26 protein-coding genes are annotated in these 26,842 nt (G+C 67.2%); 11 read left to right on the top strand and 15 right to left on the bottom strand.

What is annotated here, in order from left to right; genetic code table 11:
- Positions 1–23 precede the first annotated feature (23 nt).
- Positions 24–470, top strand: coding sequence for a hypothetical protein (locus M3G03_RS00990; protein ID WP_259807429.1), 447 nt, complete (start codon positions 24–26; stop codon positions 468–470).
- A gap of 45 nt (positions 471–515) precedes the next feature.
- Positions 516–926 carry a VOC family protein gene (locus M3G03_RS00985; protein ID WP_259807428.1) on the top strand — a complete coding sequence of 137 codons (411 nt, stop codon included), beginning with the start codon at positions 516–518 and terminating at the stop codon, positions 924–926.
- A 12-nt stretch (positions 927–938) separates the two neighbouring features.
- Here the strand turns inward: M3G03_RS00985 and M3G03_RS00980 are convergent, their stop codons facing one another.
- From M3G03_RS00980 to M3G03_RS00960, 5 genes are all read right to left on the bottom strand, one after another.
- A complete protein-coding gene (locus M3G03_RS00980; protein ID WP_259807427.1) occupies positions 939–1,928 on the bottom strand; it encodes a YeiH family protein in 990 nt (329 codons plus the stop codon).
- Between the two features lie 45 nt (positions 1,929–1,973).
- The gene (locus M3G03_RS00975; RefSeq protein ID WP_259807426.1) at positions 1,974–4,028 is read right to left on the bottom strand and encodes a glycosyl hydrolase; all 2,055 of its coding nucleotides are present in this window, start codon (positions 4,026–4,028) and stop codon (positions 1,974–1,976) included.
- A 1-nt stretch (position 4,029) separates the two neighbouring features.
- A complete protein-coding gene (locus tag M3G03_RS00970; protein WP_259807424.1) occupies positions 4,030–4,767 on the bottom strand; it encodes an efflux RND transporter periplasmic adaptor subunit in 738 nt (245 codons plus the stop codon).
- A 14-nt stretch (positions 4,768–4,781) separates the two neighbouring features.
- The gene (locus M3G03_RS00965) at positions 4,782–6,902 is read right to left on the bottom strand and encodes a glycosyltransferase (RefSeq protein WP_259807422.1); all 2,121 of its coding nucleotides are present in this window, start codon (positions 6,900–6,902) and stop codon (positions 4,782–4,784) included.
- A gap of 193 nt (positions 6,903–7,095) precedes the next feature.
- Positions 7,096–8,328: an MFS transporter gene (locus M3G03_RS00960; RefSeq protein WP_259807420.1), complete on the bottom strand. Its 1,233-nt coding sequence runs from the start codon at positions 8,326–8,328 to the stop codon at positions 7,096–7,098.
- A 134-nt stretch (positions 8,329–8,462) separates the two neighbouring features.
- On the opposite strand from M3G03_RS00960, the gene M3G03_RS00955 reads away from it, so the two are divergent.
- The 3 genes from M3G03_RS00955 (at position 8,463) to M3G03_RS00945 (ending at position 13,003) form a co-directional block, all read left to right on the top strand.
- Positions 8,463–9,074, top strand: coding sequence for a TetR/AcrR family transcriptional regulator (locus tag M3G03_RS00955; RefSeq protein WP_259807418.1), 612 nt, complete (start codon positions 8,463–8,465; stop codon positions 9,072–9,074).
- A gap of 28 nt (positions 9,075–9,102) precedes the next feature.
- Entirely contained in the window at positions 9,103–11,430 is a 2,328-nt protein-coding gene (locus M3G03_RS00950; protein ID WP_259807416.1) for an MMPL family transporter, read from the top strand.
- A gap of 100 nt (positions 11,431–11,530) precedes the next feature.
- Complete coding sequence (locus M3G03_RS00945; RefSeq protein ID WP_259807414.1) at positions 11,531–13,003, top strand: CYTH and CHAD domain-containing protein; 1,473 nt, start codon at positions 11,531–11,533, stop codon at positions 13,001–13,003.
- A 10-nt stretch (positions 13,004–13,013) separates the two neighbouring features.
- On the opposite strand, the gene M3G03_RS00940 is transcribed toward M3G03_RS00945, so the two are convergent.
- Together M3G03_RS00940 and M3G03_RS00935 are read right to left on the bottom strand one after the other, a co-directional pair.
- On the bottom strand, positions 13,014–13,481 hold the full coding sequence (locus M3G03_RS00940; RefSeq protein WP_259807899.1) for an acyl-CoA thioesterase: 468 nt from the start codon (positions 13,479–13,481) through the stop codon (positions 13,014–13,016).
- Positions 13,482–13,534: 53 nt separating this feature from the next.
- On the bottom strand, positions 13,535–14,671 hold the full coding sequence (locus tag M3G03_RS00935; protein ID WP_259807412.1) for a YihY/virulence factor BrkB family protein: 1,137 nt from the start codon (positions 14,669–14,671) through the stop codon (positions 13,535–13,537).
- Positions 14,672–14,751: 80 nt separating this feature from the next.
- Here M3G03_RS00935 and M3G03_RS00930 point away from each other — a divergent pair, with 80 nt between their 5' ends.
- The 4 genes from M3G03_RS00930 (at position 14,752) to M3G03_RS00915 (ending at position 17,276) form a co-directional block, all read left to right on the top strand.
- Positions 14,752–15,213, top strand: coding sequence for a pyrimidine dimer DNA glycosylase/endonuclease V (locus M3G03_RS00930; RefSeq protein ID WP_259807410.1), 462 nt, complete (start codon positions 14,752–14,754; stop codon positions 15,211–15,213).
- A 4-nt stretch (positions 15,214–15,217) separates the two neighbouring features.
- Positions 15,218–15,697, top strand: a complete 480-nt coding sequence (locus tag M3G03_RS00925) for a low molecular weight phosphatase family protein (protein ID WP_259807409.1) — start codon at positions 15,218–15,220, stop codon at positions 15,695–15,697.
- Between the two features lie 4 nt (positions 15,698–15,701).
- Positions 15,702–16,364 (top strand): HAD-IA family hydrolase, encoded by a 663-nt coding sequence (locus M3G03_RS00920; RefSeq protein ID WP_259807408.1) that lies wholly within the window; start codon positions 15,702–15,704, stop codon positions 16,362–16,364.
- A 126-nt stretch (positions 16,365–16,490) separates the two neighbouring features.
- The gene (locus M3G03_RS00915) at positions 16,491–17,276 is read left to right on the top strand and encodes a polyprenol monophosphomannose synthase (RefSeq protein WP_259807407.1); all 786 of its coding nucleotides are present in this window, start codon (positions 16,491–16,493) and stop codon (positions 17,274–17,276) included.
- A 12-nt stretch (positions 17,277–17,288) separates the two neighbouring features.
- Here M3G03_RS00915 and treS read toward each other — a convergent pair whose 3' ends face one another.
- The 8 genes from treS to thrC form a co-directional block, all read right to left on the bottom strand.
- Positions 17,289–19,496 (bottom strand): maltose alpha-D-glucosyltransferase, encoded by a 2,208-nt coding sequence (gene treS / locus M3G03_RS00910; RefSeq protein WP_259807406.1) that lies wholly within the window; start codon positions 19,494–19,496, stop codon positions 17,289–17,291.
- A gap of 56 nt (positions 19,497–19,552) precedes the next feature.
- Positions 19,553–20,287, bottom strand: a complete 735-nt coding sequence (locus tag M3G03_RS00905; RefSeq protein ID WP_259807405.1) for a hypothetical protein — start codon at positions 20,285–20,287, stop codon at positions 19,553–19,555.
- A 355-nt stretch (positions 20,288–20,642) separates the two neighbouring features.
- Entirely contained in the window at positions 20,643–21,992 is a 1,350-nt protein-coding gene (gene mgtE, locus M3G03_RS00900; RefSeq protein WP_259807404.1) for a magnesium transporter, read from the bottom strand.
- A 202-nt stretch (positions 21,993–22,194) separates the two neighbouring features.
- A complete protein-coding gene (rplI, locus tag M3G03_RS00895; protein WP_259807402.1) occupies positions 22,195–22,641 on the bottom strand; it encodes a 50S ribosomal protein L9 in 447 nt (148 codons plus the stop codon).
- A 14-nt stretch (positions 22,642–22,655) separates the two neighbouring features.
- Positions 22,656–22,895, bottom strand: a complete 240-nt coding sequence (gene rpsR / locus M3G03_RS00890) for a 30S ribosomal protein S18 (RefSeq protein WP_259807401.1) — start codon at positions 22,893–22,895, stop codon at positions 22,656–22,658.
- A gap of 77 nt (positions 22,896–22,972) precedes the next feature.
- Complete coding sequence (locus M3G03_RS00885; RefSeq protein ID WP_259807399.1) at positions 22,973–23,512, bottom strand: single-stranded DNA-binding protein; 540 nt, start codon at positions 23,510–23,512, stop codon at positions 22,973–22,975.
- 139 nt (positions 23,513–23,651) lie between these two features.
- Positions 23,652–23,942, bottom strand: a complete 291-nt coding sequence (gene rpsF, locus M3G03_RS00880) for a 30S ribosomal protein S6 (RefSeq protein WP_259807398.1) — start codon at positions 23,940–23,942, stop codon at positions 23,652–23,654.
- 113 nt (positions 23,943–24,055) lie between these two features.
- A complete protein-coding gene (gene thrC / locus M3G03_RS00875) occupies positions 24,056–25,495 on the bottom strand; it encodes a threonine synthase (protein ID WP_259807397.1) in 1,440 nt (479 codons plus the stop codon).
- 147 nt (positions 25,496–25,642) lie between these two features.
- Between thrC and M3G03_RS00870 the strand changes: the two genes are divergently transcribed.
- Together M3G03_RS00870 and M3G03_RS00865 are read left to right on the top strand one after the other, a co-directional pair.
- A complete protein-coding gene (locus tag M3G03_RS00870; RefSeq protein ID WP_259807396.1) occupies positions 25,643–26,476 on the top strand; it encodes a hypothetical protein in 834 nt (277 codons plus the stop codon).
- The gene (locus M3G03_RS00865; RefSeq protein ID WP_259807395.1) at positions 26,476–26,841 is read left to right on the top strand and encodes a GntR family transcriptional regulator; all 366 of its coding nucleotides are present in this window, start codon (positions 26,476–26,478) and stop codon (positions 26,839–26,841) included. Before M3G03_RS00870 ends, M3G03_RS00865 begins: the two co-directional genes overlap by 1 nt.
- Position 26,842: the final 1 nt, after the last annotated feature.

Genomic DNA, 26,842 nt, shown 5'->3' with positions numbered 1-26,842 from the left:
GCGCGTCCGTGTCAGGGTGGAGCATGGCTGACTACACCGAAGTCGAAAGTGACACCATCCGCGGCGGCGTCCTCGCCGTTGCCTCCCTGGTCTCCCGCGCTGACGGGGGATTCTTCCAGCAGTTCAAGGAATCGGCCGCAGCCTCCCGCGCGCTGCAGAAGATGCCCCCAGAGCTGCAGTCCATCTTCCGCGAGTTCGACGTCCCCCGCGTCACGAAGGGGGAGGAGATGAGCACCCTGTCCGAGGCGATCGCGATTGTGGACGCCAAGGACCCGGACAGCTCCCAGTCATTCCGCCAGACAGTGATCGACATGGTTGAGGCCGCCGCCGAGGCGGCGGGTGGGGGCGTATCCGACAAGGAGCGCGCCATCATCGACCAGATCCGTCAGGTGGTCGGCGGGGCCGAGCAGCAGCCCACGCTCCAGCAGCGGGACGCGCTGGACCGTGACCCCCTGCGTGACCAGCCCTGATCCCTTTCCGGAGGGCCTAGTCTGGACCGTGAGGGAAGGACACCGATGACTGAATTTCCACAGCTGCTACAGACCGTGCTGGACACCACTGACGTGCGTGGGCTGGCCGAGTTCTACCGGTCGCTGTTGGGAATGGAGTACAGGCCCGGCGACGAGCCGCCCACCGATGGCCCTGATGACCTCGACTGGGTCGTGATCCAGGACCCGCGCGGCGGCCGTCGCCTGGCCTTCCAGCTCGCTGAGGAGCTCAAGACCACCACCTGGCCCTCCCCTGAGGTGCCGATGCAGATGCACCTGGACTGCATGGTCGATTCACTCGACGCCCTCATCAACCATCGCGACCGGGCTCTCGAGATGGGCGCCGAGGTGGTCTACACCCGCCTCGACGACCCTGAGGAGCCGCTGGTCGTGCTCGCCGACCCCGCTGGGCACCCCTTCTGCCTCTTCGTCGGCTGAGCTGCCGGCCCGTCAGCGCAGCAGAATCGCCCCGCCGAGCGCCATCCCGCTGACCAGCAGCGTCGACAGGACGCCCAGGGCCAGGGCCTTGCCCGAGGTCTTCGCCAGGGCCTTGCGGTTGACTCCCAGGCCGAGGGCGAACATCGCCATCGACAGCAGGATCGTCTGCGCCAGGTCCGCCACATGCAGCACGTCCGTCGGCAGGACCACGAAAGACCGCACCAGCACCGCCCCGATGAAACCGGCGACGAAGGGCTGGATGAAGGGCGGGCGTTCCCCTGCGGCACCCACGCGGCGCCGCTGCCAGGCCGCCAGACCGATCATGGTCGGGGCCAGCAGCACCACCCTCGCGAGTTTCACGATGACAGCCGTGGCGAGTACCGATCCGCCCCCTGCGATACCGCCGATGGCGACCACCTGCGCGACCTCATGCGTCCCCCCGCCGGCCCAGATCGCCGTCTGGGCGCCGGACAGACCCATCACGCGTGAAAGGACCGGGACGATCGGGATCATCAGCGTCCCGAAGAGGACCACCAGGGCGATCGCGGTGGCGACGGCCTCCTTGGCTGGCTTGATGACGCCGTCCACTGCTGCCACCGCGGCAGCACCGCAGATCGAGAAGCCGCTGGCGACCAGCATGGAGAGGTCCTCGTCGAGACCCAGGGCGCGTCCGATCAGGTAGCTGCCGACCACCCCCACGGCGACGATCGCAAGCACGAGCACCACCACGGGCAGGCCAAGTCCGGCGATGTCGCCCAGGCTCACCTTCAGGCCCAACAGGACGATACCGGCGCGCAGCAGGGTCTTCGAGGCCAGCTTGATCCCGGGCAGGGACGCGACTGAGGGGCGCACATTGCCGACCACCACGCCCAGCACGATCGCCACCAGCAGGGCGCTGAGCACCGGCAGGGCGCGGTTGGCAGCCAGGCCAGCCAGGGCGGCCAGCAGGCACAGGGCCAGCCCCATCAGGGGTGAGCGGGGACGAGCAGTCGAGTCAGGCATCGCGTCCAGTCAACACCCGGACGCCCCCACAGTCACCTCAGAGCGTCACTTCTTGAGGGTCATCAGCCAGGCCAGCATGTAGCTGCGAGTGAGGCCGTCATCGATCAGGGCCGCGGGGAAGTTGCAGGCCTTCTCCAGCGCCTGCTTGCGCTGCTCCTCGCCCTGGAAGGCGGAGTAGAGCAGCAGCCAGTCGCCGTACTTCTGATCGAAGCCCTTGGTGCCGATGCCCTCCTCGATGTTCTTCCCCACACGCTCCGGGTCGCGTCCGAGGTAGTTCAGCGAGGGGCTCAGAGGCAGGATCTGGATGCCGAGCATGGCCGCCGGCTCCGGGGAGAACCAGGTCGCGTAGTCACGCTTGCCACCGAAGATCAGCGGGCTCACCAGGTGCTTGTACCCCTTGTAGACCGGCTGCTTCAGGTCGAAGTCGATGTAGTAGTCCAGGGCAGTCGCCGATTCCAGGGACTGCATCCAGGCTGCCTGTGTCTCCAGCGCGGTGTTCTTGGACGCCCTGGCCCACAGCCTCAGCCCGGCCCAGGCCTGGACACCCTCGGAGGATGACTCCTGGTTGTTGCCGTCGGCGAACGGTGAGGTACCCGAGGCCCAGGAGTGGCCATTGTAGGAGTCGAAGTTGCGTCGCACCGGGAACTCCTTCGACGGGGTCGAGGAGGCGATGTCGGCAGCCAGCAGGTTGATCACCGGCTTGTACTTCTCCACCAGCGTGGGGTCGTCGGCCGCCAGCACACCCGCGGTGTACAGGAAGTAGCCGTAGTGGAAGTGGTGGTCGTTGAACTCATCGGCGCCGAAGCTGGCGACCTTGCCGACGATGCCCTTGTTCTTCGAGTCATAGCTGAAGCAGAACTCGCTGGCCTCCTGGCAGCCCTTCGGGTTGGTCCAGCGGTCCATGGTGGCCAGGAGCTTGGACTTGAGCTGCTCGGCCTCGGGCGCATTGACCTGCTTGGCGATCGCGTAGAGCTGGGCATCGCGGTAGATCGACTTGCCGCCGAAGTAGGTGTCGGCAGCCGGGGCCTTGAGCCCAGCGACATCGATGGTGACCTGCTTGCGCAGTTCCTCCTTCTCGGCATCGCTGAGGCCGGACACGTCCAGGGTCCCCTGCGCCTTCTGATTGGGCGTGGTGAAGACGAGATCCTTGCCCTGGCAGAGCTTCATTTCGCCCATGATCGTGGCGAAGGTGCCCAGCGTGCAGGACGACTTCAGGCCGCGCTGCTGGTGGGGCAGGGCGCCGACGGCGGTCTCGCCCTTGCTCGGGTTGTAGTGCAGCGTGGTCGTCACGTCCTGGTCACCCACCTGGTAGGACGCCGAGGTTCCGCCCAGCGGGGACGCGAGCTTGGCCAACTGGTCAGCCTTTCCACCCTTCGGGACGGCGAACCAGGTCGCACGACCACCGGCCTGGAGCGTGATCGAGCTGCCCTCGACGCTGCCCTTGTCGACCACGAGCCCATAGGTGCCCGAGGCGTCAGTGGTCTCCCAGCGGTCGCCCTTCTTCGTGAAGGACGCATTGGTGGTCAGGCTGGTGGCGTCCTTCGCCGTGAACCAGACGAAGGGCGAGCCCTGCGCGATGGTCACGCTGGGGCCACCTTGGCGAGGGGAGGCGGTGACGCTGAGCTCGTCGTAGGTGGAGACGACCCAGTCGCTGGCGCCTGGAACGGTCACCTTCACGGAGGGCCGATAGCCGCCCATGATCGTCTTCTCGCTGGTCGTCACCTCGGGAAGACCGAAACCGAAGCCCTGGGCATCCAGACCGAAGGTCAGCGGCAGGGGGAAGACAGGCTGCGGCTGGTCACCGAAGACCAGACCGGAGAACCAGCGGTTGGTCGGCGGGACGAGCCCCTCGGCCAGCCGCTTGGTCTTGAGGTCCTTGCCCGAGTGGGAGCCCAGGTCCTTGAGCGCTGCGCGAGTGGCGGCCGGGTCGAGAACGGGCTCGGCACCCCCTTCCACGGGCGAGGCACCCTGCCCGCCGGAGGTCGACGCCGTCGAGGTCGCTCCCTCGCCGCCGAACACCGAGCAGCCGGACAGCATCAGGGCGACGGAGCAGAAAAGGGCCAGGGCTGTGCGTGTCCCCCGAGGGGCCGTGGCGGTCATGTCAGCGAACACCAATCTTCGTGAGGAAGGAGAGCAACGCATGGGTGGCGCCGGCCAGCGGGCCGTCATCGCGCAGGGCCATGATCGCGGTCACGGGGGTGCCGCGGTTGGCCAGCAGGCCGAGCTTGCTGGCACTCAGGTCGGGAGACTCGACGGTCACCTCGGTGATGGCGACGCCGTCCTCGACCTCGACCGCGACGCGCGCAACCTTGCCCTTGAGCTTGACGTTGTTGGGCAGGATCACCTCGACGGGTCCGCCGGGCTGGATTCGGGCGTAGTCCACCGGGGCGAGGCGATACGTCGCCACCACCGTCCGCTCGCCATCGCCGATGATGGTGGCGAGCTGGGCGCCATCGTTGACGTAGCCTCCCTTGGTGCCCTTGAAATCGGTGATGTAGCCGTCGGTGGTCGCCATGTAGGTGACCGTGCCCTTCTTCAGGTCCAGCTGGTAGGCCAGCGTCGACTCCGGGCGTGCGCCGCGGGCAACGTCCTGTTGGAGGGTGCTGGAGCTGACCACGAACAGCTTCTGGCCGGCCTTGACCTGGTCGCCATTGTTCACGAACTGTTCGACGATGACGCCACCGAAGGCCGAGCCGACCACCGAGGTCGGAGCCTCGATGACAGCGGAGGTGCTGGCCACGGCGCTCTGGCGGTGGTTGAACAGCAGGGTCAGGGCGAACATCACCAGCAGGGTGAGCAGGATGCCACCCCACAACTTCAGTCGGTCGAGGATCTTCATGTCAGGTCAGTCCTTCAGGCGTCGTTCGAACGGCGATGGGTTTGCGCGGGCTGGTCGTCAGGGCGAATCGCGCGCATGACGGTGGTGGGGGCGTCGGAGGTGACCACCGAATGGCGTCGAGGCGCCGGGGTGGCAGTCTCCTGCGGCGAGGGGGCAGGGGGACGCTGTGCCCCGCCCGCTGCCGGGCTGGTGCGCCCGGACACCTCGCGGGGCATGTCGATGCGTTCCATGCGACGGGTATGGGTGTACTCGGCGGGCATCTCGATCCGACGCACCTCCTCAGCACCGGCAGGTCGCTCGGCGAAGATGCCCTCCGGCAGTGGGCGACCCTGTTCTGGCTGCTCGGGCTCACCACTGGCGCGCAGCTGCTCGATGAAGGATCGGTCGAGCACCGGCACCGACTCCCGACGCGGCGCCCTGCGGGCACGCACCTCGGTCACCTGGACGTCGTCGGCCTCGCCGGCCCGACGAGCCCTGCGGGCCTTGCGAGCGCGGGCGTCCTCGAGGAAGGCGGTGCGGATGAAGGCGCCGACGATGAGGGTGTTGATACCGGCCCAGACGGTGGCCAGATTCACGTGGTTCTGGTTGTAGTCACGCCACAACGACACCAGCGTGGTGCACAAGAGGAAGATGAAGGTGTACACCTGCACCCGGATGAAGTTGAACGCTGAGGTGAGACCGCCGGTGGCGCCGGTCACCGACCACCTGGTGTCCACCCCGAGGTAGGCATTGCGGAAGGCCTTGATGTAGATCGGGAAGGAGTTGGCGGCCAGCAGCAGGACCTCGGGACGGAAGCTGCCGGCGATGACCGCGGCGAGCACGATCTGCAGCAGGTAGAAGCCCAGATAGGCCAGGGCCCACTGCCACAGCGGGATGTCCAGATTCACCGGGCGCAGGTCGAAGAAAACCTCCAGTGCCGGAACGAGCAGCAGGATGCCGGGAGCGATACCGGTGAGGTAATGGGTGGCGGTGACGAAATACTGCAGCCGCTGGTCCATGCTGAGCTGGCGCCGACGTCCGAACAGGTTGTGGGTCAGCAGGATCTCGAAGCCACCGGTCGCCCAGCGCAGCTGCTGCTTGGCATAGGCCTCGATCGTCTCGGGGGCGTCGCCGACGGCCAGCTGACGAGCGATGAAGACCGAACGCCAGCCCCGCTCGTGCAGCATCAGGGAGGTCCAGACATCCTCGGACTTCGACTGGGTGTACATGCCTCCGATGTCCATCACGGCGGCGCGCCGGAAGAGGACGTTGGTGCCCACGCAGAAGGCCGCGTTGAACTGGTTTCGACCCGGCTGCACGAAGCGGTAGAACATGCTCTGCATGTAGCCGGCACCCCTGCTAATGATGTTGTGGAGGTTTCCGTAGACCTGTGGGGTCTGCACGAAGGCAACGTTGCCGTCGGACATGTACGGGAGGGTCTCCTCCAAGAACTCCGGCGCCGCCACGAAGTCGGCGTCGAAGATGACGAAGAAGTCACCCTTGGCGACGCTGAGCGCGTTGTTGACGTTGCCGGCCTTGGCGCCAGAATTGCCCATGCGTCGGATGTACCCGCAGCCGAGCGTGGCGGCCAGGTCGCGCACGGCGTCGGAGTCACCATCGTCCAGAATGTAGGTCTGGTGCTTGCCGTGGATGTTGAGGGCCGCCTCGGCGGTGCGGCGGATGACGTCCACGGGCTCGCCGTAGACGGTGATCAGCACGTCGACGGACACCTTGCGCCCGTTGATGTAGAGCGGCCACTCGGTGGGGTCATCACCGACCCCGCGCTGGTGGTCCCGGTTGGGTCGGTACAGCTTCGCCTGCGCGTCGTGGAAGGCGAAACTCGGCTGCTTGCCGTAGCCGGCCAGCATCGTCCACATGCTCATCAGGGCGTGGAAGACGAGGACGGTCTCGGCGATCACGACCAGGATCCACGGAATGAAGTCACCGCGGTTGGCCGGGTTCAGCAGGAACGCACCGTAGGCCAGGACGCCAATGGTCGCGAGGATCGAAATCACCAGGGTCAGGGGGGAGTACGGGTTGCGGGTGGCAAGCCGCCTCTCCTCGGGCCCCAGGTCGTCAACCGCTGGCAGATCATTGTCGATGATCGGGTGCCGCCTGGATGCGCGAGATCGTTGGAAGAATGCCCTGTGGCGCACGCTGGGGTCCTACCTGTCGATGGCGAAGAAACGGGTCAATCGGGTACTGCTCGGCAGTGCGTCGACGCTCACTTTCAGCGCTACAGGAGGCGCCAAGGCAGCGGCGCCAGATTTAACAGTAACCCCCCAAAGGGTCCCTTCCCCAATCGAGGACACCCCGCTCGGGTGAACTTTCCCGCACCAAAGGGTGGGTTCAGCGGTGGCCCATGGCCTCCTCGCGCAGCGTTTCGGGCGCCCGCCACCACACCGGGACGCCCACCAGCGCCACCGCCCCCGACAGCGCCAGTGCCAGGGGAAAGCCGCATCGGTCCGCCACTGCACCGATCAGGATCGGGCCCAGGATGACACCCCCGTCGGCGGCCATCTGGTAGGTCGACAGCACGCGTCCGCCATTTCGCTCAGAGCCGATGATGTCCCCCACCGCGGCCTGGAGCGCGGGGCCGACCAGCCCCCCACCCGCTCCGCCGACGAACGAGAGCAGCATCAGCACCCCCAACGCCACCGGGGTGGACAGCTCCCCTACCAGCACCAGCCCCATCAACGCCAGCGAGACACCCGCGACGAGCTGGCCCACCAGCAGCAGCGGGCGGCGTCCGATGCGGTCGGCGAGACGAGCGGTGACCGGCAGCATCGCAGCGGTACCCACAGCACCCGCCGCGAGCACGAGACCGGCGGTCCAGGTGCGGTCGAGGACGGCCGCGGCCAGCAGCGGGATGATGGCATTGCGCACACCCATGTTCGCCCAGCCGTTGGCTGCTGAGGAGACGATGGCGGCGCGATAGGCCGGGTTCGACCAGGCCTCGGAAAGGGACATGACCTCCTGGGAGCCCTTGGTCGGCGTGGGCCGTAGCCGGGCGCCGCTGAGCGCGATCCCCACCACCAGGGCGGCGACCACCAGCAGGGCGGCGTAGGCGAAGAAGGGGACGCGCATGCCCCAACCGGCCACCAGCCCGCCGAGCAGCGGCCCGACCATGCTCCCGATCAGGAAACTGGCCCCCCAGACCGAGCTCACGCGTCCCCGGATCCCCGGAGGGGCCAGACGCACCACCAGCGCCATCGCCGAGATGGTGAACATCACCGAGCCCACGCCACCCAGACCGCGAAAGATCAGCAGTTGCCAGTAGGTCTGCGCGAGACCTGAGGCCAGCGAGGAGACCGCGACCACGAGAAGGCCGCTGATGTAGACCGGACGCTCCCCCAGGCGTTCAAGCAGCACGCCCCCCACCGGCGCGAAGGCAAGCCGGAAGAAAGCGAAGGCGGAGACGATGATGGTGGCGCCCATCACACCCACGTCGAAGGAACGGGCGTAGCTGGGCAGCACCGGGGCGACCAGTCCGTAGCCGACCGCGATCACCAGGGCAGCGCCAGTGAGGATCCAGATCTCGCTGGGGATCCTGACAGTCTCCCGGGGGGTCGGCTCGTTCACCTGTCCGAGTATGCCTGCACCGTCCTCCTCGTTTGCGGGCCCCACAGCCGGCGCGATCGGTGGCGACCGCCTCTGCGCCTGAATTCCGGAATCACGATTTGCACTGAGTGCAGAGTCTGCATACAGTGCACTTTGTGATCAGTCGACGCGAGGCGAACAAGCAGGCCACCCGCGAAGCCCTGATCAGGGCAGCAGTCGACCTGGCCCGGGAACATGGGGTCGACCAGGTCACCGCAGATATGGTGGCCGAACGCGTCGGGGTCTCCCGGCGCACCTTCTTCAACTATTTCCCGACCCTTGACCAATGCCTCTCGGCGACCTTCTCCGAGGCGGTCACCAAGGCCGTCGAGGCCTTCAGCGAACGCCCCGCCGATGAGCCTGTGCTCACCTCGGCCCGGCATGCCTTCGCCGAGGTCTTGAACCCGGCCGCCACCAGCGACATGGTCTGGGTGATGCGCGCCAGCATTGAGTCCGGACGTGTGGGCGCCTTGTGCGAGATCTGGCACCAGGCCAACGACTCCATGGTCGCCTCGCTGCGGGAACGGGCCCCCGGAGCGGATGACCTGTGGATCCGCTCGCTGGCGGCGTCCATCATCGGCGTCGCGCAGTCAGTCTTCTTCGCCTGGATGACCCGCGACCCCGAGTCGCAGGACATCGAGGCGACCCACTCCCGCTTCCAGAGCGACATGGCCCGCTCGCTCGCCTACCTCTCGCAGGGGTTCGAGACCTCCGCCCCCCACTCCTGAACCGACTCTCCCCCGAAGGACATTCCCCATGGCACGATTCCTGCAACGGATCGGCGGGTTCAGCGCCCGCCGACCGTGGACCATGATCCTCGTCTGGCTGGTGGCGCTGGCTGCCATCACCGGCGCCGCCGCAGCCCTCCAGAAGCCCACCACCACCGAGTTCACCATCGAGGGCCTCGATTTCCAGAGCGTCCTGGACGAGCTCAAGCGAGACATCCCGGACGCCGCCGGCGGCGCCTCCACGGTCGTCTTCCACAGCGACGAGCCCTTCACCGACGCCCAGAAGCAGGCCATCTCGGCCACCATCAAGGAGTTCGAGGGCCTGTCTGGCGTCAAGGCAGCCGTCAACCCCTTCATGGCGCAGGCGCAACTCGAAGGCATCGGCCCCGATGGCCAGCCGGTGAAGCCCCGCTCCCCACAGGAGGCCGAGGGGATGAAGCGCCAGGCGGCCGTCCTGAACGGGCTGCGCTTCGTCTCCGAGGACGGCACCACCGCACTGGCCCAGGTGCGCTGGAACGAGGACATGCAGAACGTGCCCATCGAGGAACGCGAGAAGCTGCAGGAGGTCGGCAACAAGCTCGGCTCCCAGGGTGTCACGGTGGACTACTCCACCGAGATCACCCAGGACGTCAACAGCATCATCGGCCCCGGCGAGGTGATCGGCGTCATCATCGCTGGCATCGTCCTGCTGGTCATGCTCGGCACTCTGGTGGCCGCCGGCCTGCCGCTGGTGATGGCCCTGGTCGGGGTCGGCGCCGGCATCGGGCTGACCTTCGCCGCCAGCCAGTGGGTCGAGATGCAGTCGATCACCCCGGCCCTGGCCCTCATGCTCGGCCTGGCCGTCGGCATCGACTACTCCCTGTTCGTGGTGCAGCGCCACCGCATCCAGCTGCTGCAAGGGATGGAGAAGAAAGACTCCATCGCCCTGGCCGTGGGGACTGCCGGCAATGCGGTGCTCTTCGCCGGTCTGACCGTGATCATCGCGCTTGCCGCGCTGTGGTTGACAGGCATCACCTTCCTCGGCGTGATGGGCATCGCGGCGGCTGGCACCGTGGCGATGGCCGTCCTGGTCACCCTCACCCTCACCCCCGCGGTGCTCTCCCTGATCGGGCACCGGGTGCTGCCCAGGCGCTCCTGGCTCAAGCACGGCTTCACCGCAACCGGTGAGCGCACCGAGAAGACCGAACCGCTCAGTGCCTCCGACGGCCCCGCACCTCGGCACGGCGCCAGGGAGGCCAGGGGCTGGGTCGAGCTCATCACCCGTCACCCCTGGCTGACCACCCTGCTCTCGCTGCTCGTGGTCGGGGCGCTGGCCGTACCCGCTTTCGGGATGCGACTGGGCCTTCCAGATGGTTCCTCCGAGCCGGCCGACTCCACCGCCTACCGCACCTACTCGCTGACCGCCGACAAGTTCGGCGCCGGCATGAACGGTCCCATCGTTGCCGTGGGCACCCTGCCCGACGGCCTGGACCAGCAGAAGTCGGCCATGGTGCAGCTGCAGACCGCCGAGACGCTGAAGGCCATTCCAGGCGTGCAGCATGTCGTCCCGATGGGCACCTCCAAGGACGGCCGGACTGCCGCCTGGCAGGTCGTCCCCACCGACGGCCCCAACCAGCAGTCCACCGTGGACCTCGTCCACACCCTGCGCGATGACCGCTCCACCATCAAGGACCAGACCGGGGTCGACGTTCGCGTCACCGGCCAGACGGTCGCCAACATCGACGTCTCCCAGAAGCTGGCCGACGCACTGCCGATCTACCTGGCCGTCGTGGTGGGCCTGTCCCTGCTCCTGCTGACCCTGGTCTTCCGTTCGCTGCTGGTCCCGCTGATTGCCAGCCTGGGCTTCCTGCTCTCGATGGGCGCTGCCTTCGGTGCGGTCGTGATGGTGTACCAGAACGGCCACCTCGGCCGGCTCTTCGACGTGCATGATCCGTCCTCGCTGCTGAGCTTCCTGCCCACCATCCTGATCGGCGTCCTGTTCGGCCTGGCGATGGACTACCAGATGTTCCTGGTCTCGGGCATGCGTGAGGCCCACGTCCACGGCGAGGACGCCCGCAGCGCCGTGATCACCGGCTTCCGGCACGGACGTCGCGTCGTCACCGCCGCCGCCCTGATCATGGCCGCCGTCTTCGCCGGCTTCGTCCGTGCCGAGCTGACCATGATCCGCCCGATCGGCTTCGGCCTGGCGGTCGGCGTGCTGGTCGATGCCCTCATCGTCCGGATGACTCTGACACCGGCGCTGCTGTGGATCCTCGGTGAGAAGGCCTGGTGGCTGCCCCGCTGGCTGGACCGGATCCTGCCGAACGTGGATGTCGAGGGCTCCTCACTCCAACGTGACACCGGGGCAGGAGCTTGATCCACTCACAGACCGCCCCATCTTTGTCAGCCCTACCTGCAATGACGGGTAGGGCTGACAAACTTGGGGTGGTCTGTCCTTGCTGAAGTCAGGAGCGTCCATGCCTGTCGAGATCGAACGCAAGTTCCGCCTACCCCGTGACCAGGCGATCACCACCCTCGGTGACGCCGCGACCCTGGGGGGACGCCAGGAGTTCTCGCTGCGAGCGACCTACTTCGACACTCCCGACCTCTTGCTCGCGCGGCGGGGCATCACCCTGCGCCGCCGCACCGGCGGCCACGACGACGGCTGGCACCTCAAGTTGCCCGGCGACGGCCATTCCCGTCACGAGATCCAGGCCGACATCGACCCGGACGCCAGCGAGCTGGTCGTCCCCCTGGACCTGCGCGAACGCCTGGTCGACGTGCTCGAGTGGAAGCCGCTGGTGCCGGTGGCCACCCTCGACACCGAGCGGTCCGAGACCACCCTGTTGAACCAGGGCGGCCAGTCCATCGCCCTGCTGGCCGAGGACCAGGTGACGGTCACCCGCGATGGTGAGCGCCAGCAGTGGCACGAGGTCGAGGTCGAGCTCACCGACGGCCAGGACTCCGACCTGGAGTGGATTGCCGAGGCCCTGGTGGCCCAGGGCGCCGAGAGCCAGCCGGCCACCCCGAAGATCGTGCAGGCCCTGGGCGATGCCCTGGCCGAGCCCACCGACCTCAACGCGAAGTCCAGCGCCGCCGACGTGGTGGGCGCCTACATCGCCGCCCAGGTGGGCATGATCCAGGGCCGTGAGGCAGGCGTCCGCGTCGACGCCCCGGAGTCGGTGCACAAGATGCGCGTCGCGACCCGCCGTCTGCGCTCGACCCTGCGAACCTTTCGCGACCTGCTCGATGCCGAGCGCACCGAGGCGATTCGCTCTGAGGTCAAGGTGCTCAGCGAAGCCCTGGGGGGGCCGCGCGATGCCGAGGTGATGAAGAAGCACCTCACCGCCGCGCTCGGCGAGCTGCCCGAGGAGGCCATCCACGGACCCATCGTCGAGCGCGTCCGCCACGAGCTGGATGCCCGCCATGACGGCACCCTCACCGCATTGGTCACCTTCCTGGACAGCGATCGCTACGCCAGCCTGCTGCACGAGCTCACCCGACTGCTGGTGGACTCCCCCTTCACTGGGGAGGCCGACGGCAAGGCGCGCGCGGTGCTGCAGAAGCCACTGAAGAAGGCGCAGAAGCGGGTCACCCGACTGTGGGACGTGGCCCACCAGGCCGACGGCGAGGAGCGAATGCTCCTGGCCCACGAGGCGCGCAAGAAGGCCAAGGCCGCTCGCTATGCCTGGGAGGCAGTCGCCGACGTCTTCGACAACGGGCCCGAGGCCGCCACCGCCTGGGAGAAGGTCACCGAGACCCTCGGCACCGCCCAGGACTCGGTCGTCGCCCGGCAGCGCCTGCTCGAGCTGGCCTGGATCGCCGGTGAGAACGGCGAGTCGACGTTCAGCTACGGCGTCCTGTGGGAGCGCGAGCGCGAGACCCAGACGGCGGCAACGGGCGAGGCGGACGGCGCCATCAGCACGGCCGTGACGGCGTCCAAGCTCTGAGGGCCGAGGCTCACACCACCGGCCACTCGTGGGTCTCGTCCATGGACGCCGCCAGCTCGGGCGCGTCATGGGCCCTGCGCGGCACCAGGCGGTGTGGCACGCGGTCGCGGGCATAGGTGACCGAGGAGTAGCCGTGCGGCTTGGGGTTGCCGTCCCCGTCCAGGGCCACCATCACGATCTTGTCGATGCTGATGATGACCTCCCCGGTGAAGACGTTGCGGACGACGGCCTTGAGGGTGAGGCTGGTGCGTCCCCATTCGACCGGAGCGATGCCCATCTCGATGATGTCGCCCTGACGAGCGGAACTGACGAAGTTGATCTCGCTCATGTACTTGGTGACGGTGCGCTCGTTGCCGAGCTGGATGATCGCGTAGATCGCGGCTTCCTCGTCGATCCAGCGCAGCAGGCTGCCACCGAAGAGGGTGTGGTTCGCGTTGAGGTCCTCGGGCTTGACCCACTTGCGGGAGTGGAAGTTCATCGTCGGCACGGCAGCGATCGTACCGCGCCGGGTGGGCCCTGGTCGGACCCCGATCAGGCCTTCGGCTCGTCGTCCCGGGCGCTGCGAGTGAACCCGTCCTCATCCACGTCGCCAGGGCTGTTCAGGCGGATCTGGCGGCCTTGTTCGACCAGCTCCTCAGCCTTCTTGGCCCGCTTCTTGCTGGCTGAATCATCACGCGGGGGAAGCTGCAGGCTCTCCTCGGCCCTGATGCCGCCCTGGAGCTGGCGTCCGCGCTCAAGTTCGGCGTCGATCTCCACACCCAACAGCAGGACGGTGTTGGTCAGCCACAGCCAGAGCAGGAAGATGATGACGCCGGCCAACGTGCCGTAGGTCTTGTTGTAGCTGCCGAAATTGCTGACGTAGATCCCGAAGGCGACACTCGCCAGGATCCAGATCAGGATCGCAACCGCAGCGCCGACCGAGATCCACTTGAACTTGGGTTGCTGCACGTTGGGGGCGAAGTGGAACAGGATCGCCACCATCAGGATCACGACCACCAGGATCACCGGCCATTTGACGATGCTCCACGTGGTCACGGCCTGGTCACCCAGCCCGATGGTGTCACCGACAGCCTGTGCGACGGGACCGCTGACCACCAGGCCGAGCAGCACGGCAGCGGCCATCAACACGAGTACCGCTGTGATTAGGTACACGACCGGGCGCAGCTTCCACACCGGCCTTCCCTCGTCGATCTCGTAGATGCGGTTCATCGCCTTGCCGAAGTTCAGCACGTAGCCCGACGCCGACCAGAGGGCGCCCAGCAGACCGGTGATGAGCGCGAGTCCGGCGCCGCGGGAGTTCACCAGCTGCGTGATCGGTCCTTCGAGGTTCTCCACGAAGGAGCCGAGCCGGAGCTGTCGGCCAAGGTCGAGCAGCGTGTTCACGGTCTGCTGGCCCTGGCCGAAGACACCCACCAGGGAGAGCAGCGCCAGGAGCGCCGGGAAGAGCGCCAGGACCGAGTAGTAGGTCAGGCCGGCGGCGAGGAAGGTGCACTCGTCCTTGCCGAACTCGTTGAGGGCGCGCTTGGCGACGTACTTCCAAGAAGTCTTGTGAAGGTCTTCGGGGCCCTCGGGCTTCTCGGGCGCATCGGGTTCGGGTGCGGTGGCCTTGGATGCGGCCGCACCGCTGCCCGCGGAGTCGACGCCATGGTCCTCAGTGAGCGCTGCCATGACCACCACGGTATTCGGCGCCCCACGGGATCGCAGGAGATCGCACCGATCTCCACTGATCGGGCTGCGATACTGGTCCGATGAGGCTGTGGTCCCTGCACCCCTCCCTGCTCGACCGGCAGGGGCTGACCGCAGTGTGGCGTGAGTCGCTGCTCGCCCAGGCCGTGCTGGCCGGTCGCACCCGCGGCTACCAGCACCACCCCCAACTCGAGCGCTTCCGCGCCACCGAGGACGCCCTCGGCGCGGTCGCAGCCTATCTCGATGCGGTCCAGCAAGAGGCGACGCGGCGGGGCTACCGCTATGACGCGGGTCGGATCGACCCGGTCTCTCGGTGGGTCGGGAGCATGGCGGTACCTGAGGGGCAGGTGGCCCTGGAGTTGGAGCACCTTCGCCGCAAACTGGCCGCCCGAAGCCCCGACCGGGTGCCCGGACTGCCAACCTCCTCGCCGCCGCTCCACCCGATGATGCACGTGGTGCCCGGCGGCATCGAAGTCTGGGAACGCGCAGTCATAGACACAGATGTCATACATCCATCATCATGAGGATGTGACTGAACCAGCCCACGTGCTCTTCGTCTGTGTCCGGAACTCTGGCAAGTCCCAGATGGCGGCCGCCCTGATGCGCCAGCTGGCAGGTGACCGGGTACTGGTCACGTCTGCGGGTACCGCACCGGGTGCTCGGCTGAACCAGGAATCAGCGGCCTCCCTGGCCGAGATCGGCGCCTCCCTCGACGGCGAGTTCCCCAAGCAGCTGACCGACGAGATGCTGCGAGAGGCGGATCGTGTCATCGTGCTCGGAACCGAGGCCCAGGTGGTGCGTCCGGAGGGCATGAGGGCTACGGTTGAGGTCTGGCAGACCGACGAACCCTCCCTACGAGGGATCACGGGCGCCGAACGCATGCGTCTGGTCCGCGACGACATCAGGCACCGGGTGGAGGCCCTGCTGACCGAGATGGACGCGAACCACGGAATCGCGGCCCAGTTGCGGCCGGTCCTCGGAGAGCACAGCCCCACCGTCCTACCCTGAGGACATGTACCGGCACCTGTTCTGGGACCTGGGCGGCACCCTGGTCGACACTTATCCCGCCCTCGACCGCACCTTCGCCGACGTGGTGCGTGCCCACGGGCACGCGATCGACGAGCGCGAGGTGGCGCGATTGACCCGCCAGTCCACTGGGGACGCCATCAGCCAGCTCTCGGCCCGGTTCGGCATGGAGCCTGCCGAGTTCGAGCGTGCGAACGAGGAACTCAAGAACAGCTGGGAGACCGAACCCGCCCCGGCCATGCCGGGCGCGCGGCAGTTGATGGACGACGTGCACGCCGCCGGCGGGCTGAATCTGGTGGTCACCCACCGAGACCGCGAGAGCGCCTTCACCCTGCTGGAGGGCCTCGGGCTCGAGGTGGACGACCTGATCTCGACCGCCGATGGCCACCCCCGCAAGCCGGACCCCGAGATGTATCGAATCCTGCTGGAACGACACGGCCTCGACCCTGATGATTGTGTCGCGGTCGGCGACCGGCCCATCGATGCTGTCGCTGCGCACCATGCCGGGATCAAAGCGGTGATGCTCGAGTCACCTGATGCCCCCGTGGAGGACGAGGCGGAGCACTCGGTGGAAACCCTCGACGGCCTGCGTCCCCTGCTTGGTCTGGCGCCGCCCACCCCTGTGGAAAACCCCCACTCCACACCCTGATCTCGCCCCGACCAGCGAAACCACACCCGTGTAGTTATCCACCTGTGGACAACCCCTGTGGATAAGTTCGCTCTGTCCACAGGAGCGCCTCCCGGGTGTTGGCCGCCCATTCGCTAGCGTGGACCCATGAGCGACGACGAGTACCCCGGCCTCGGCAAGGTCCTGGTGATCATCCCGACCTACAACGAGGCCGAGAACATCGAGCCGATCGTCAAGCGCCTCCGGGCAGCGGTACCCGCGGCCCATGTGCTCGTCGCCGACGACAACTCCCCCGACGGCACCGGACGCATCGCCGACCAACTCGCGGCGTCCGATGACCACGTGCACGTGAACCACCGTCGCGGCAAGGAGGGGCTCGGCGCCGCCTACCTCGACAGCTTCCGCTGGGGTCTGGATCAGGGTTATGACGTGCTGGTCGAGCACGACGCCGATGGCTCCCACCAGCCCGAGCAACTGCATCTCCTGCTCGACGCGTTGGTGGCCGGCGCAGACATGGTCAAGGGTTCCCGCTGGGTCAAGGGCGGCTCGATTGTGAACTGGCCCAAGTCACGCGAGTTCCTCTCCCGCGGCGGCTCGGTCTACATCCAGCTCATGCTGGGCATGCCGATCAAGGACGTCACCGGCGGTCTCAATGCCTTCAAGGCCCCCGTGTTGCGGGACATCATCGAGGGCGGCCAGATCGATCGGCACGGCTACGGCATCCAGCGCGACCTGACCTGGAACGCCTACCGCAAGGGCTACACGATCGTCGAGGTCCCGATCGACTTCATCGAGCGCGTGCGGGGCGACTCCAAAATGGGTAAGCACGTGGTCGTCGAGGCCATCAAGTCGACCACGAAGATGGGCATCGAGCATCGCGGCGGCCAGCTGAAGCGCGTGGCCGCCCGCGTCCGCCGCCTCGTCAGCCGCTGATCGCCGCCCCGATCAGGGGCGCACCACCAGCAGCATGCCCCCGAAGCCGGGCACCTGCACGTCGAAGCCTCCCAGGTCGTCCACCTCGCCGACCTTGCGGCGGGTGGCAAGGTCGAAGACCCGGCCGGCGGGCAGGAACTCCGACTGGATGCGCCCGGAGACGGGCTCCTCGGAGAAGTTCAACACGGTCACCTGGATCTGGCCGTCGACCAGGCGGTTGACCATGGTGAGCATCGACTTCCTCGACACCTCCGGGACGTCCAGCAACTCACCGGTGGCGATGTGGTGGCGCTTGCGCAGCTGGAGTACCTTCGCAAGCCTCATCGCGAAGGAGTTGGGGTCCTTCAGCTGCTCGCTCAGCGACCCGTAGACAACATCGGCGCGGGGCAGCCCCGAGGAGGAACGCAGCGCATCGGTCGACTCGACCAGATCATAGGCGCCGCGCTCAAGCCAGCGGGTGTCGCCCTGGGCGATCAGTGACTTCACCGTGCTGCGATCGACCGGGAGCGCGCCGACCAGGTCCCACCCCGAGAGTGCGAAGACACCCGGCTGCCAGGCGTTGTACATCGCCAGCAATAGATGTGCCCGGACGATGCGTTCCTTGTCCTCCGAGGAGATCTCCGACAGGTCGGTGATCCCCAAGCTGGCCGTGATCACCGAGGCGGTGGTGCAGGCGATGCCGTTCTGGGTGAAGACCGCGTTGTAGGGGCCGGCCTCGCCGGTGATCGCATCGCGCAGGGTCTGGCGGATGTGCTCGGCCAGCTCCTGCCCACGCCAGTCCTTGCCGCCGTAGCTGTAGACGTCGTCGCGGTGACGGGTCTCCAGGTGCACCAGCTCGTAGGTGAGCTCGTCGTGGTTCTGCAGCGCATGCACCAGGGACGCCTGGTCGACGCCCAGCAACAGTCCTTCACGGAGCATCAGTCGCAGGAACTCGGTGTCGCCGATGGCCAGCGCCAGCTGGTAGGCGGGGCGTGTGATGAAGTCATAGGAGAGGTCGGGGCCGACCTTGCTGGTCTCGACGATGTCGTCGACGGCCAGGTTCATCTCCTGGAAGGTGAAGCCACCCACCTTGCGGACCATCGACCCGATGAGTTGGTTGGCCGCCTGGGACAGCGGATGCCCCTCCGACCAGGCCGGCAACTCGGCGACGTTCTTCTCCACCCCCAGGAAGCCATTGGCGTCCAGCCGCAGGCCGCCGGAACCCAGGTCCAGCAGGGAGTGCAGGGCGTCCCCCATCACCAGGCGCATGCCGGCAAAGGTGGGGTCGAGCCAGTTGACCGAGGGCTGACCCTCCTTGAAGTAGTGCAGGTAGACCCAGCGATGCGGCGTGCCGTTGACGTCGTGGACGACGCGAGTGGCCGACCAGTTGGTCTCCTTGACGCCGGGTTCGAAGAAGATGACGCGCTGGAGCGCGCCGATGATGAGGCCCTCGTCGGCCAGCTTCTTCTCGGTGTCGACAGTGAGGTTGACCGAGTCGGCGCCCTCGGGCACGTCCGGGAGCAGGTTCCAGTGCTCCTGGGGGATGTCGATCATGTGGTAGATGCCGGGGTAGTCATCAACCGCCATCTCGGCGAGGCGGAAGTCAGCACCCTTGCCGGTGTGGCCGGGGACGATGTCGTCGATGATCGTGCCGTGGTGTTCGCCGGCAACATGGCAGACGGTGCGGAACTCCTCCTCGGTGCCGAACAGCGGGTCGATCGACATGCTGATCCGGTCGAAGTGGCCGTCCACCGAGGGGGTGGGTTCCCAGCCCTCGATGCCACCGGCCAACTTCACCGGCCCGGTGTGAACCGCGTCGATGCCCACCCTTTCAAAGGCGGTCCACAGTTCCTCCGAGGCCAGGAAGCCGAGGAAGGACTCACCGCGGGCAGTGATGGTCGACAGCGGGTAGGCGGTGAACCAGACTGAGGCCATCTCCACCGCAGCGCGCGGGTCGGGCTTGGCGAAGGGATTGCCCCACATCAGCGACTGGCCCGACAGCTGTCGTGCGACAATGCGGGCATCGCCCAGCATCGACTGTTCCTTCAGCCACTGCACGTAGGCGGGGTTGCGTCCATCGGCGTCGAAGGGGGGCTTGATCAGTTCGGAAGCCTGCCGCCGCTTGGCGCGCGGGCGAAGCCGTGCCGGGCGGGAGGGATAGGACAGCGACTCGAAGGCTGCGTCCAGGAGTTCCTCGCGGTGCTCTTCGGCGTCCTCGGGCAGGTTCGCGGTGGTGCTCACCCTCACGAACCTAGTGCACTGTCGCACCGGCTGCACCGAGGACGCCCACGCGGGTCTCAGGAGCCGATGGTGAACGTCAGCGCGTACTCCGGCAGGACTTCCTGGGTGCTGGTCACCTTCGATCTGGGACGCACGTAGGCGCCCCGATAGCTCTCGCTCTGGTCGCGGTCGTACATGCGGAAAGCCATCCAGCCGGTTCTGGTGCCCTCTCGGCGGGAAGCCGTGCCGAAGGGGGTCAGCCCCGCCTCACGGATGTACTCGTCGTAGGCGGTGGTGCCACGGATCGGGCGGGTGGAGCCCTCGAGCTGGAACGCCAGGGTCGAGATGATGCCGGTGTACTTGGTGCTCGGGTCGACCTTCACCTTGAGCAGCACCATTTCCGACCCGGAGGGGATGCGCTCCTTGAGGCCGGGGGTGCTGAAGTGGCGGATCGCGGACAGGACCGTGATGGTGTCGCCGACATGCGGGTCGGTGCCCTTCACGTTGACCGGGAGCTCCTTTTGGTCGGGAGCATTGGTCTCCTGCTCGCTGGAGGTCTCCTGCTCCGACGAGGTCTCCTGTTCGGAGGAAGTCTCCTGCTCGCTGGACGTCTCCTGAGCTGTGGTCTTCTCTTCCGAGGTCTGGGGCTCCGAAGTCCGGGGCTCCGAAGTCTGGGAGCCGGAGGTGGTCTGGGCGCCGGAGGACTGCCCGTACAGGGCCTCCTCCTCATCGCATCCGGCGAACAGGGCCAGGCCGGCGAGGCTGGCGGCACCGGTCATCATGGAGCGGCGGGTCAGGGTGCTGCGGGTCATGGGATGTCCTTCCAGGCGGGATCCTGTTTTGCTTTAGCAAAATCCTCTCCCCTGAGGGGGTCACTTCACCCACATGAAGGCGGATGTCCTGGGCCCATCTACCCGGCTGGGTCCGACGTGACCGCCCTCGGAGCGCTGCAGGATGCAGGTGCGCGCGCACATCGGACAAAGGCGACCGGTTGCGGAACCCCGGCACCAGCGCGCGGGATGGCGTCAATCAAGACTGCGAACTACACAGCTGTAGTTCTGTCCCCAGTGTGGACAACCCTGTGGAAAACTCGGGGCGGACAGATGCGCACCGTAGACGGGCGCGCAGGTCATCACTCATCGCGATCACAGCCCCAGCTCATCGCGATCACAGCCCCAGCAGCCAACGGGCGATGAGGAAGTAGATGATCAGCCCCGAGGCGTCCAGCAAGGTGCTGATGAACGGGTTGGAGAAGACTGCCGGGTCGGCACGTACGGCCTTGGCCGCCAAAGGGATCACCCCGCCCACGACCGCCGCCAGGGTGCAGATCAGGACCAGGGTGAGGCCGATCACCTGGGCGATGTCGAGGCCGTAAACCAGCGCGACCACCGAGAAGCCGACCCCGCCCAGGATCAGCCCCAGACTCAGACCGACCACAGCCTCCCGGCCGAGGATGCGGAAAAGGTCCCCGCCTCGCACCTCGCCGGTGGCCAGCGCCCGCGTCACGGTGGTGGCGGCCTGGTTACCGGTATTGCCCCCGGTGCCGATCAGTAGCGGGATGAACACCGACAGCACCACCATCTGGTCCAGGGTCGCCTCGAAGCCCTCGAGGACGCGGACAGTGAGAGTCGCGCCGATGGAAAGCACCAGCAGCCACACCACCCGCGTCCGTACCAGTCGCGAGATGGGGGTGGTCAGATACGAGGAGCGCAGCGGCTCGGTGCCGCCCTGTCGGGCCTGGTCCTCCCGCTCGGCCTCGGCCAGGATGCGCAGGGCGTCGTCCACGGTGAAGATGCCGACCAGCCGATCCTCGGAGTCCACCACCGGAAGCGCGAGTCGACCTGCCGAGGTGCAGCGCCGAGCCGCCTCCTCGGCTGATTCCGACGCGGGCGCCACGTCGAAGGGGACGTGGGCCACGTCGGCGACGGTCTGGTCAGCACGTGCACGCATCAGGTCACGGAGACCGACCACGGCCACGACCCGACGCTCATCGTCGACCACGGGGATCGTGTAGACGGTCTCCACCTCGTCCATCCACGACCGGACGCGCTCCAGACCGGTGGAGGCCAGCAGGTCCCCACGCAGTGGATGCACCTCCGGGCTCATCCTGCGCCCCACCGAATGCGCCGGGTAACCCATCACGATGGTGGTCAGGTCCTTCTCATCACCCGAGAGTGCGGCGAGGAGCCGAGTCGCCACCCCGGCGGGTAGCTCGTCGAGCAGCCTCACCCGGTCGTCAGGGTCGAGTGCCGCGAAGACGCCGGTGACCTGCTCATCCCCCAGGTGGCGGACGAGCTCAGCCGCGGCGGTCGGGGGGAGGGTCTCGAAGACCTCCAGCGCGCGGTCCTTGGGGAGCAGGCGGTACAGCACGGCCTGGCGAGTAGCCGGTTCGCGCCGCATCCACGCGACCAGCGACGAGGCGCTCAACTCGGACGCGAGCTGCTGGGCGCGGGGCAGGTCATCGGCGTACAGCGCCGCGTCCAGACCGTGCTCAAGGTCCAGAGAATGGCTCACCATGCCCCCACACTAGGCGGAAGGAATGGAGCGCCACCACGCCGAGGAGGTCGCGCTGCGCACGTTCGCATCTCTGCGTCCGGTGCACCCACGGGAACCCTGCTCAACAACCACACCCGGCCCTGCTGCTCGGACCTCGGTGAGATGCAGACCGGCCCCGTTCCCATGATGGGATCGGGGCCGGAAACTGTCAGCGTCCGAGGCCTCAGGCGGCGACGACGTTCAGCGCGATGTGCGCAGTGACGGCGTCGTGCAGCTTGATGCCGACGACGTGCGAGCCGACCAGCTTGATGGGCTTCGCGATCTCGATCGAGCGCTTGTCGACCGAGGGGCCGCCAGCCTTCTTGATGGCGGCAGCGATCTCGGCCGGGGTCACCGAACCGAACAGCCTGCCAGCCTCACCGGCGCGAACCGGCAGCTCGACGTTCAGTTCCTCGAGCTGGGCGCGCACCTGCTGGGCGTGCTCCAGGCCGCGGATCTCACGGGCGTCGCGAGCGCGCTTGATGCCCTCGATCTGCTTCTCAGCACCACGGGTCCAGGCGATGGCCTGGCCCTGGGGCAGCAGGTAGTTGCGGCCGTAGCCGTCCTTGACCTCGACGACGTCGCCGGGGACACCCAGCTTCTCGACCGGGGCAGTCAGAATGAGCTTCATCAATCTGTCCTTTCTCAGCGAGCAGTCGAGGCGTAGGGCAGCAGGGCCAGTTCGCGGGCGTTCTTGATCGCGATGGCGACCTTGCGCTGCTCCTGGACCGACAGTCCGGTGACACGGCGGGCACGGATCTTGCCGCGCTCGCTGATGAACTTCCGCAGGGTTGCGGTGTCCTTGTAGTCGACGGAGCCCAGCTTGACGGACTTCATCGGAACGATCTTCTTCTTGTTCACAGGCTTGCGCTGTGGACCGGCCATTGTGGTGCTCTCCTTTTCAGAGCCCGGCTTTCACCGGAATGGTTGGACGTGGGTGGTTCAGGCCAGTGCCTGACCGCTCAGAACGGGGGCTCGTCGCTCTGGGCCTGGGCCCAGGGGTCCTGCCCGCCGCCGCGGTTGCCACCCTGGCCACCAGAGGACGACCAGTTGTCGCCACCGCCGGAGGACTGGTTGTTGTTCCAGCTGCCTCCGCCCTGGTTGCCGCCGCCCCAGTTGCCGCCGCCCTGGCCGCCACCCTGGGTGCGGGTGACCTTGGCGGTCGCGTAACGGAGCGAGGGACCGACCTCGTCGACATCAACCTCGAACACGGTGCGCTTCTCACCCTCGCGGGTCTCGTAGCTGCGTGACTTCAGGCGGCCGTTCACGATCACACGCATCCCCTTCTGGAGGGATTCGGCAACGTTCTCGGCCGCACCACGCCACACCGAGCAGTTCAGGAACATGGCATCCCCGTCCTTCCACTCATTGGTCTGGCGATCGAAGGTGCGGGGGGTCGAGGCCACGGTGAAGTTGGCCACGGCCGCACCAGACGGGGTGAACCGCAGATCGGGATCTGCCGTCAGGTTGCCAATGAGGGTGATGGGGGTTTCGCCTGCCATGATTCAGTCTCCAAGTCGGACGTGGGGTGGGGATCCGGGTGCTGGATTCAGCCTGCCACGGGGGCTGACAGAAAGTGCGCCCTACCCCAACCCTGTGGATGCCTGCGGGTTGTCCACAGGCTTTTCCGGATGCAGAAGCTCAGTGGGCGTCCGGACGCAGAACCTTGGTCCGCATGATCTGCTCGTCGATCGTCATCAGACGGTCCATCTCCTGGACGACGGCAGGCTCACAGGTCAGGTTCAGCACGACGTAGGTGCCTTCAGACTTCTTGTTGATGTCGTAGGCGAGGCGCTTGCGGCCCCAGACATCCATGTTGTCAACGGTGCCCTGGCCATCAGTGATGGTCTTCAGGTGCTTCTCCACAAGCGGAGTGACCTGGCGATCGTCAACGTCGGGGTCAATGATGACCATGACTTCGTACTTGCGCATGCGCGACTCCACCTCCTCTGGTCTCAACGGCCACGAGACGTTCCCGTAGCAGGAGGGCGTATGCCTTGGCCCAGTACCCCCGATGGGCACGGACCAAGGGGCCACTCTACCGGTCAGCTGCCTTGCGGCGAAACCCGCTCGGCGATGTACTTCTTCAGCGCGGCCGCGTCGTTGGGCATCGGGTCGACGTGGCGCGGTGCGTCCATCATCGGCACGAAGCGCTCCGGCAGTTCCGGTTCCTGCCCGGTCGCCTCCTGAATGGTGGCTGCGAACTTCACGGGAAGGGCCGTTTCCAGCACCACCATCGGCTCCGTGCCGAGATGGTCCCGCGCGACGCGCAGGGCGTCCGCGGTGTGGGGGTCGACCAGGACGCCCTCTTCAGCCAGCGCGCGGATCGTCATGATGCGATCAGCGTGGCTGGAGCTGCCGGAGACGAAGCCGTGGCGCTGCTCGATGGTGGCGAACTCGCCGGTCTGGGAAAGGTTGAACTCCCCGTCATTGCCGAGCTGTTCGACGAAACGCTTGCGCAGGCGGACTGGGTCGCGTCCGAGCAGGTCGAAGACGAACCGCTCGACATTGGACGCCTTCGAGATGTCCATCGAGGGGCTCGAGGTCTCTGCGGTCTCCCGGGAGGAACGGGGCCGGTAGAGGCCGGTGCGGAAGAACTCGTCCAGCACGTCATTCTCGTTGGTGGCCAGCACCAGGTGCTTGATCGGCAGCCCCATCTCGCGGGCGATGTGGCCGGCGCAGATGTTGCCGAAGTTGCCGGTGGGGACGGCGAAGCTGACCTGCTGGTCCTCACGCTCGGTGACCTTGATCCAGGCGGCGACGTAGTAGACGACCTGGGCGAGCAGGCGGCCCCAGTTGATGGAGTTCACGGCACCAAGGCGGTAGCGCTTCTTGAACTCGGCGTCTCCCATGACGGTCTTGACCAGGTCCTGGCAGTCGTCGAAGACGCCCTCGACGGCCAGATTGTGGATGTGCGGGTCGTCGATGCTGAACATCTGCGCCTGCTGGAAGGGGGTCATCCGGCCGGCGGGGGTGAGCATGAAGACATCGACGCCCTCGCGGCCGAGCATCGCGTGCTCAGCGGCCGAGCCGGTGTCACCGCTGGTCGCGCCAAGAATGGTGATCGTGGTTCCGCGTCGGGCCAGTTCGTACTCGAAGAGCTGGCCGAGCAACTGCATCGCCATGTCCTTGAAGGCGGCGGTGGGCCCGTCGGAGAGGTGCGCGATCCAGATCCCGCCCTCGGGAAGTTCGGTGACCGGCACGACCTCGTCGGTGGCGAAGACCTCACCATTCCAGGCACGCTGGCAGATCCCGCGCAGGTCCTCGGCGGGGATGTCGTCGATGTAGAGGCTCAAGACGCGGAAGCCGAGTTCGGCGTAGCCCTCGTTCTGGAGCACAGAACGCCATTCGCGCAGGGTCGCTGCGTCCACCCGGGGGTATTCGACTGGCAGGTAGAGGCCGCCGTCGGGAGCGAGCCCGCGCAGCAGGATCTCGCTGAAGGACGCGGTCTCACCGTCGATGTCACGGGTGGAGCGATAGCGCATGCGGCAAGCCTAGTCGGGCCGGACTGGGCTCCGCCCCCTCCCGCGTTGCACGAGATATGGGGCCCCGCGTGCGTTGTACCAACCCCTTGACACAAGGCGCCGCACACCCCAGACTTGTACCAACCCTTCAATACAAGCGAGGCTCCGATGTCCCTGACGGTCCTGCCCACCACGCTCCTGCTCCTCATCCTGACCCCCGCCCTGATGGTGCGTCGCCAGCGACTCCTGCCTGACCGGCTGACCCACCCTGCACTGCGGCAGATGCGCAGCCTGCAGCTCACTTCCCGTTGGTTGGGGCTGGTCATCGCCGCACTGATCGCGCTGGCGGCCATGGTCACGCCTTCGCGATTCGGACGCGGCTTCATGATGGCCCCCGGGCTCTTCTCCTACGGGATGCTCCTGGCGCTCCTCGGCGGCGAACTCTGGGTCTGGCGGTGCGCCCGCACCGACGGCGTCGCCTCTCTCGAGACCCGTAGCAATACCTCCTACATCTCGTGGCGCCCGGTCGCGACACTGGCCACCTGCCTGGCGGTGCTCGCCGTGCTGCTGGTCTGGGCACTTGGTACACAGGACTCCGACCCCAGCTCCTACAGTTACGGCCGCGCGCATGTCACCGTCCACCCCGATGGGGGCACCTCCAGTTGGGGCCCCTTCCCGGGCAGCTTCTACTCCGGCCCCATCGCCATCATGCTCGCCATCGGCCTGGTCATGCTGGCGCTCGGCATCGTCATCACCCTGCGCCGCCCGCGCAATGGCGCCGACCCGGTGGTCGTCGCCGTCGACGACGCCGCCCGCCGGGAAACGATCGAAGCCATGATTGCGGCCGTCACTGCGGGAGTGGCCGGCACCCTCGTCTTCTGCTCGCTGCTGTCGATCCGGGGCAGCCTGTGGTGGTTGGTCGCGTCGGTCACGGGTGTGGTCGCTTGCGCCTGGGCCTTCTCGGTCCTCCTGGTCCCGGGACGCGGGAAGCTGGTGCGCTGATGGCTCTCGCGATCCACATCCGTCCTGACGACCCGACGCCGCCTTTCGAACAGCTCCGTAGCCAGATCGAGGCGGCCATCGCCACCGGCGCGCTGGCCGCGGGGACGCGCATCCCGCCTGTCCGCCAGCTGGCCCGCGACCTCGGCATCGCACCGGGCACGGTGGCCCGCGCCTACAAGGAGCTGGAATCCGCCGGACTCGTCGCCACGGCACGCGGCGCCGGCACCACCGTCACGGGACGCCCTGAGCGCGTGACCAACCCGGCTCTCGCCGAACTCACCGCCGAGTACGTGGCGGCCGCCCGCCGACTCCGGGCGTCCGACCTGGCGATCAGCGACGCGATCGCCCGCGCACTCACGCTGTGAT

This window comes from Aestuariimicrobium sp. p3-SID1156, assembly GCF_025144225.1.
Lineage (GTDB): Bacteria > Actinomycetota > Actinomycetes > Propionibacteriales > Propionibacteriaceae > Aestuariimicrobium.
This window is presented reverse-complemented; position numbering and strand designations above follow the sequence as displayed.

What these genes read in the sequence shown, in the direction of transcription:
- M3G03_RS00990 (WP_259807429.1), top strand. Translation starts at nt 24, where the DNA reads ATGGCTGACTACACCGAAGTCGAAAGTGACACCATCCGCGGCGGCGTC.
- M3G03_RS00985 (WP_259807428.1), top strand. Translation starts at nt 516, where the DNA reads ATGACTGAATTTCCACAGCTGCTACAGACCGTGCTGGACACCACTGAC.
- M3G03_RS00980 (WP_259807427.1), bottom strand. Translation starts at nt 1,928, where the DNA reads ATGCCTGACTCGACTGCTCGTCCCCGCTCACCCCTGATGGGGCTGGCC.
- M3G03_RS00975 (WP_259807426.1), bottom strand. Translation starts at nt 4,028, where the DNA reads ATGACCGCCACGGCCCCTCGGGGGACACGCACAGCCCTGGCCCTTTTC.
- M3G03_RS00970 (WP_259807424.1), bottom strand. Translation starts at nt 4,767, where the DNA reads ATGAAGATCCTCGACCGACTGAAGTTGTGGGGTGGCATCCTGCTCACC.
- M3G03_RS00950 (WP_259807416.1), top strand. Translation starts at nt 9,103, where the DNA reads ATGGCACGATTCCTGCAACGGATCGGCGGGTTCAGCGCCCGCCGACCG.
- M3G03_RS00945 (WP_259807414.1), top strand. Translation starts at nt 11,531, where the DNA reads ATGCCTGTCGAGATCGAACGCAAGTTCCGCCTACCCCGTGACCAGGCG.
- M3G03_RS00940 (WP_259807899.1), bottom strand. Translation starts at nt 13,481, where the DNA reads ATGAACTTCCACTCCCGCAAGTGGGTCAAGCCCGAGGACCTCAACGCG.
- M3G03_RS00935 (WP_259807412.1), bottom strand. Translation starts at nt 14,671, where the DNA reads ATGGCAGCGCTCACTGAGGACCATGGCGTCGACTCCGCGGGCAGCGGT.
- M3G03_RS00930 (WP_259807410.1), top strand. Translation starts at nt 14,752, where the DNA reads ATGAGGCTGTGGTCCCTGCACCCCTCCCTGCTCGACCGGCAGGGGCTG.
- M3G03_RS00920 (WP_259807408.1), top strand. Translation starts at nt 15,702, where the DNA reads ATGTACCGGCACCTGTTCTGGGACCTGGGCGGCACCCTGGTCGACACT.
- M3G03_RS00915 (WP_259807407.1), top strand. Translation starts at nt 16,491, where the DNA reads ATGAGCGACGACGAGTACCCCGGCCTCGGCAAGGTCCTGGTGATCATC.
- M3G03_RS00905 (WP_259807405.1), bottom strand. Translation starts at nt 20,287, where the DNA reads ATGACCCGCAGCACCCTGACCCGCCGCTCCATGATGACCGGTGCCGCC.
- mgtE (WP_259807404.1), bottom strand. Translation starts at nt 21,992, where the DNA reads ATGGTGAGCCATTCTCTGGACCTTGAGCACGGTCTGGACGCGGCGCTG.
- rplI (WP_259807402.1), bottom strand. Translation starts at nt 22,641, where the DNA reads ATGAAGCTCATTCTGACTGCCCCGGTCGAGAAGCTGGGTGTCCCCGGC.
- rpsR (WP_259807401.1), bottom strand. Translation starts at nt 22,895, where the DNA reads ATGGCCGGTCCACAGCGCAAGCCTGTGAACAAGAAGAAGATCGTTCCG.
- M3G03_RS00885 (WP_259807399.1), bottom strand. Translation starts at nt 23,512, where the DNA reads ATGGCAGGCGAAACCCCCATCACCCTCATTGGCAACCTGACGGCAGAT.
- rpsF (WP_259807398.1), bottom strand. Translation starts at nt 23,942, where the DNA reads ATGCGCAAGTACGAAGTCATGGTCATCATTGACCCCGACGTTGACGAT.
- thrC (WP_259807397.1), bottom strand. Translation starts at nt 25,495, where the DNA reads ATGCGCTATCGCTCCACCCGTGACATCGACGGTGAGACCGCGTCCTTC.
- M3G03_RS00870 (WP_259807396.1), top strand. Translation starts at nt 25,643, where the DNA reads ATGTCCCTGACGGTCCTGCCCACCACGCTCCTGCTCCTCATCCTGACC.
- M3G03_RS00865 (WP_259807395.1), top strand. Translation starts at nt 26,476, where the DNA reads ATGGCTCTCGCGATCCACATCCGTCCTGACGACCCGACGCCGCCTTTC.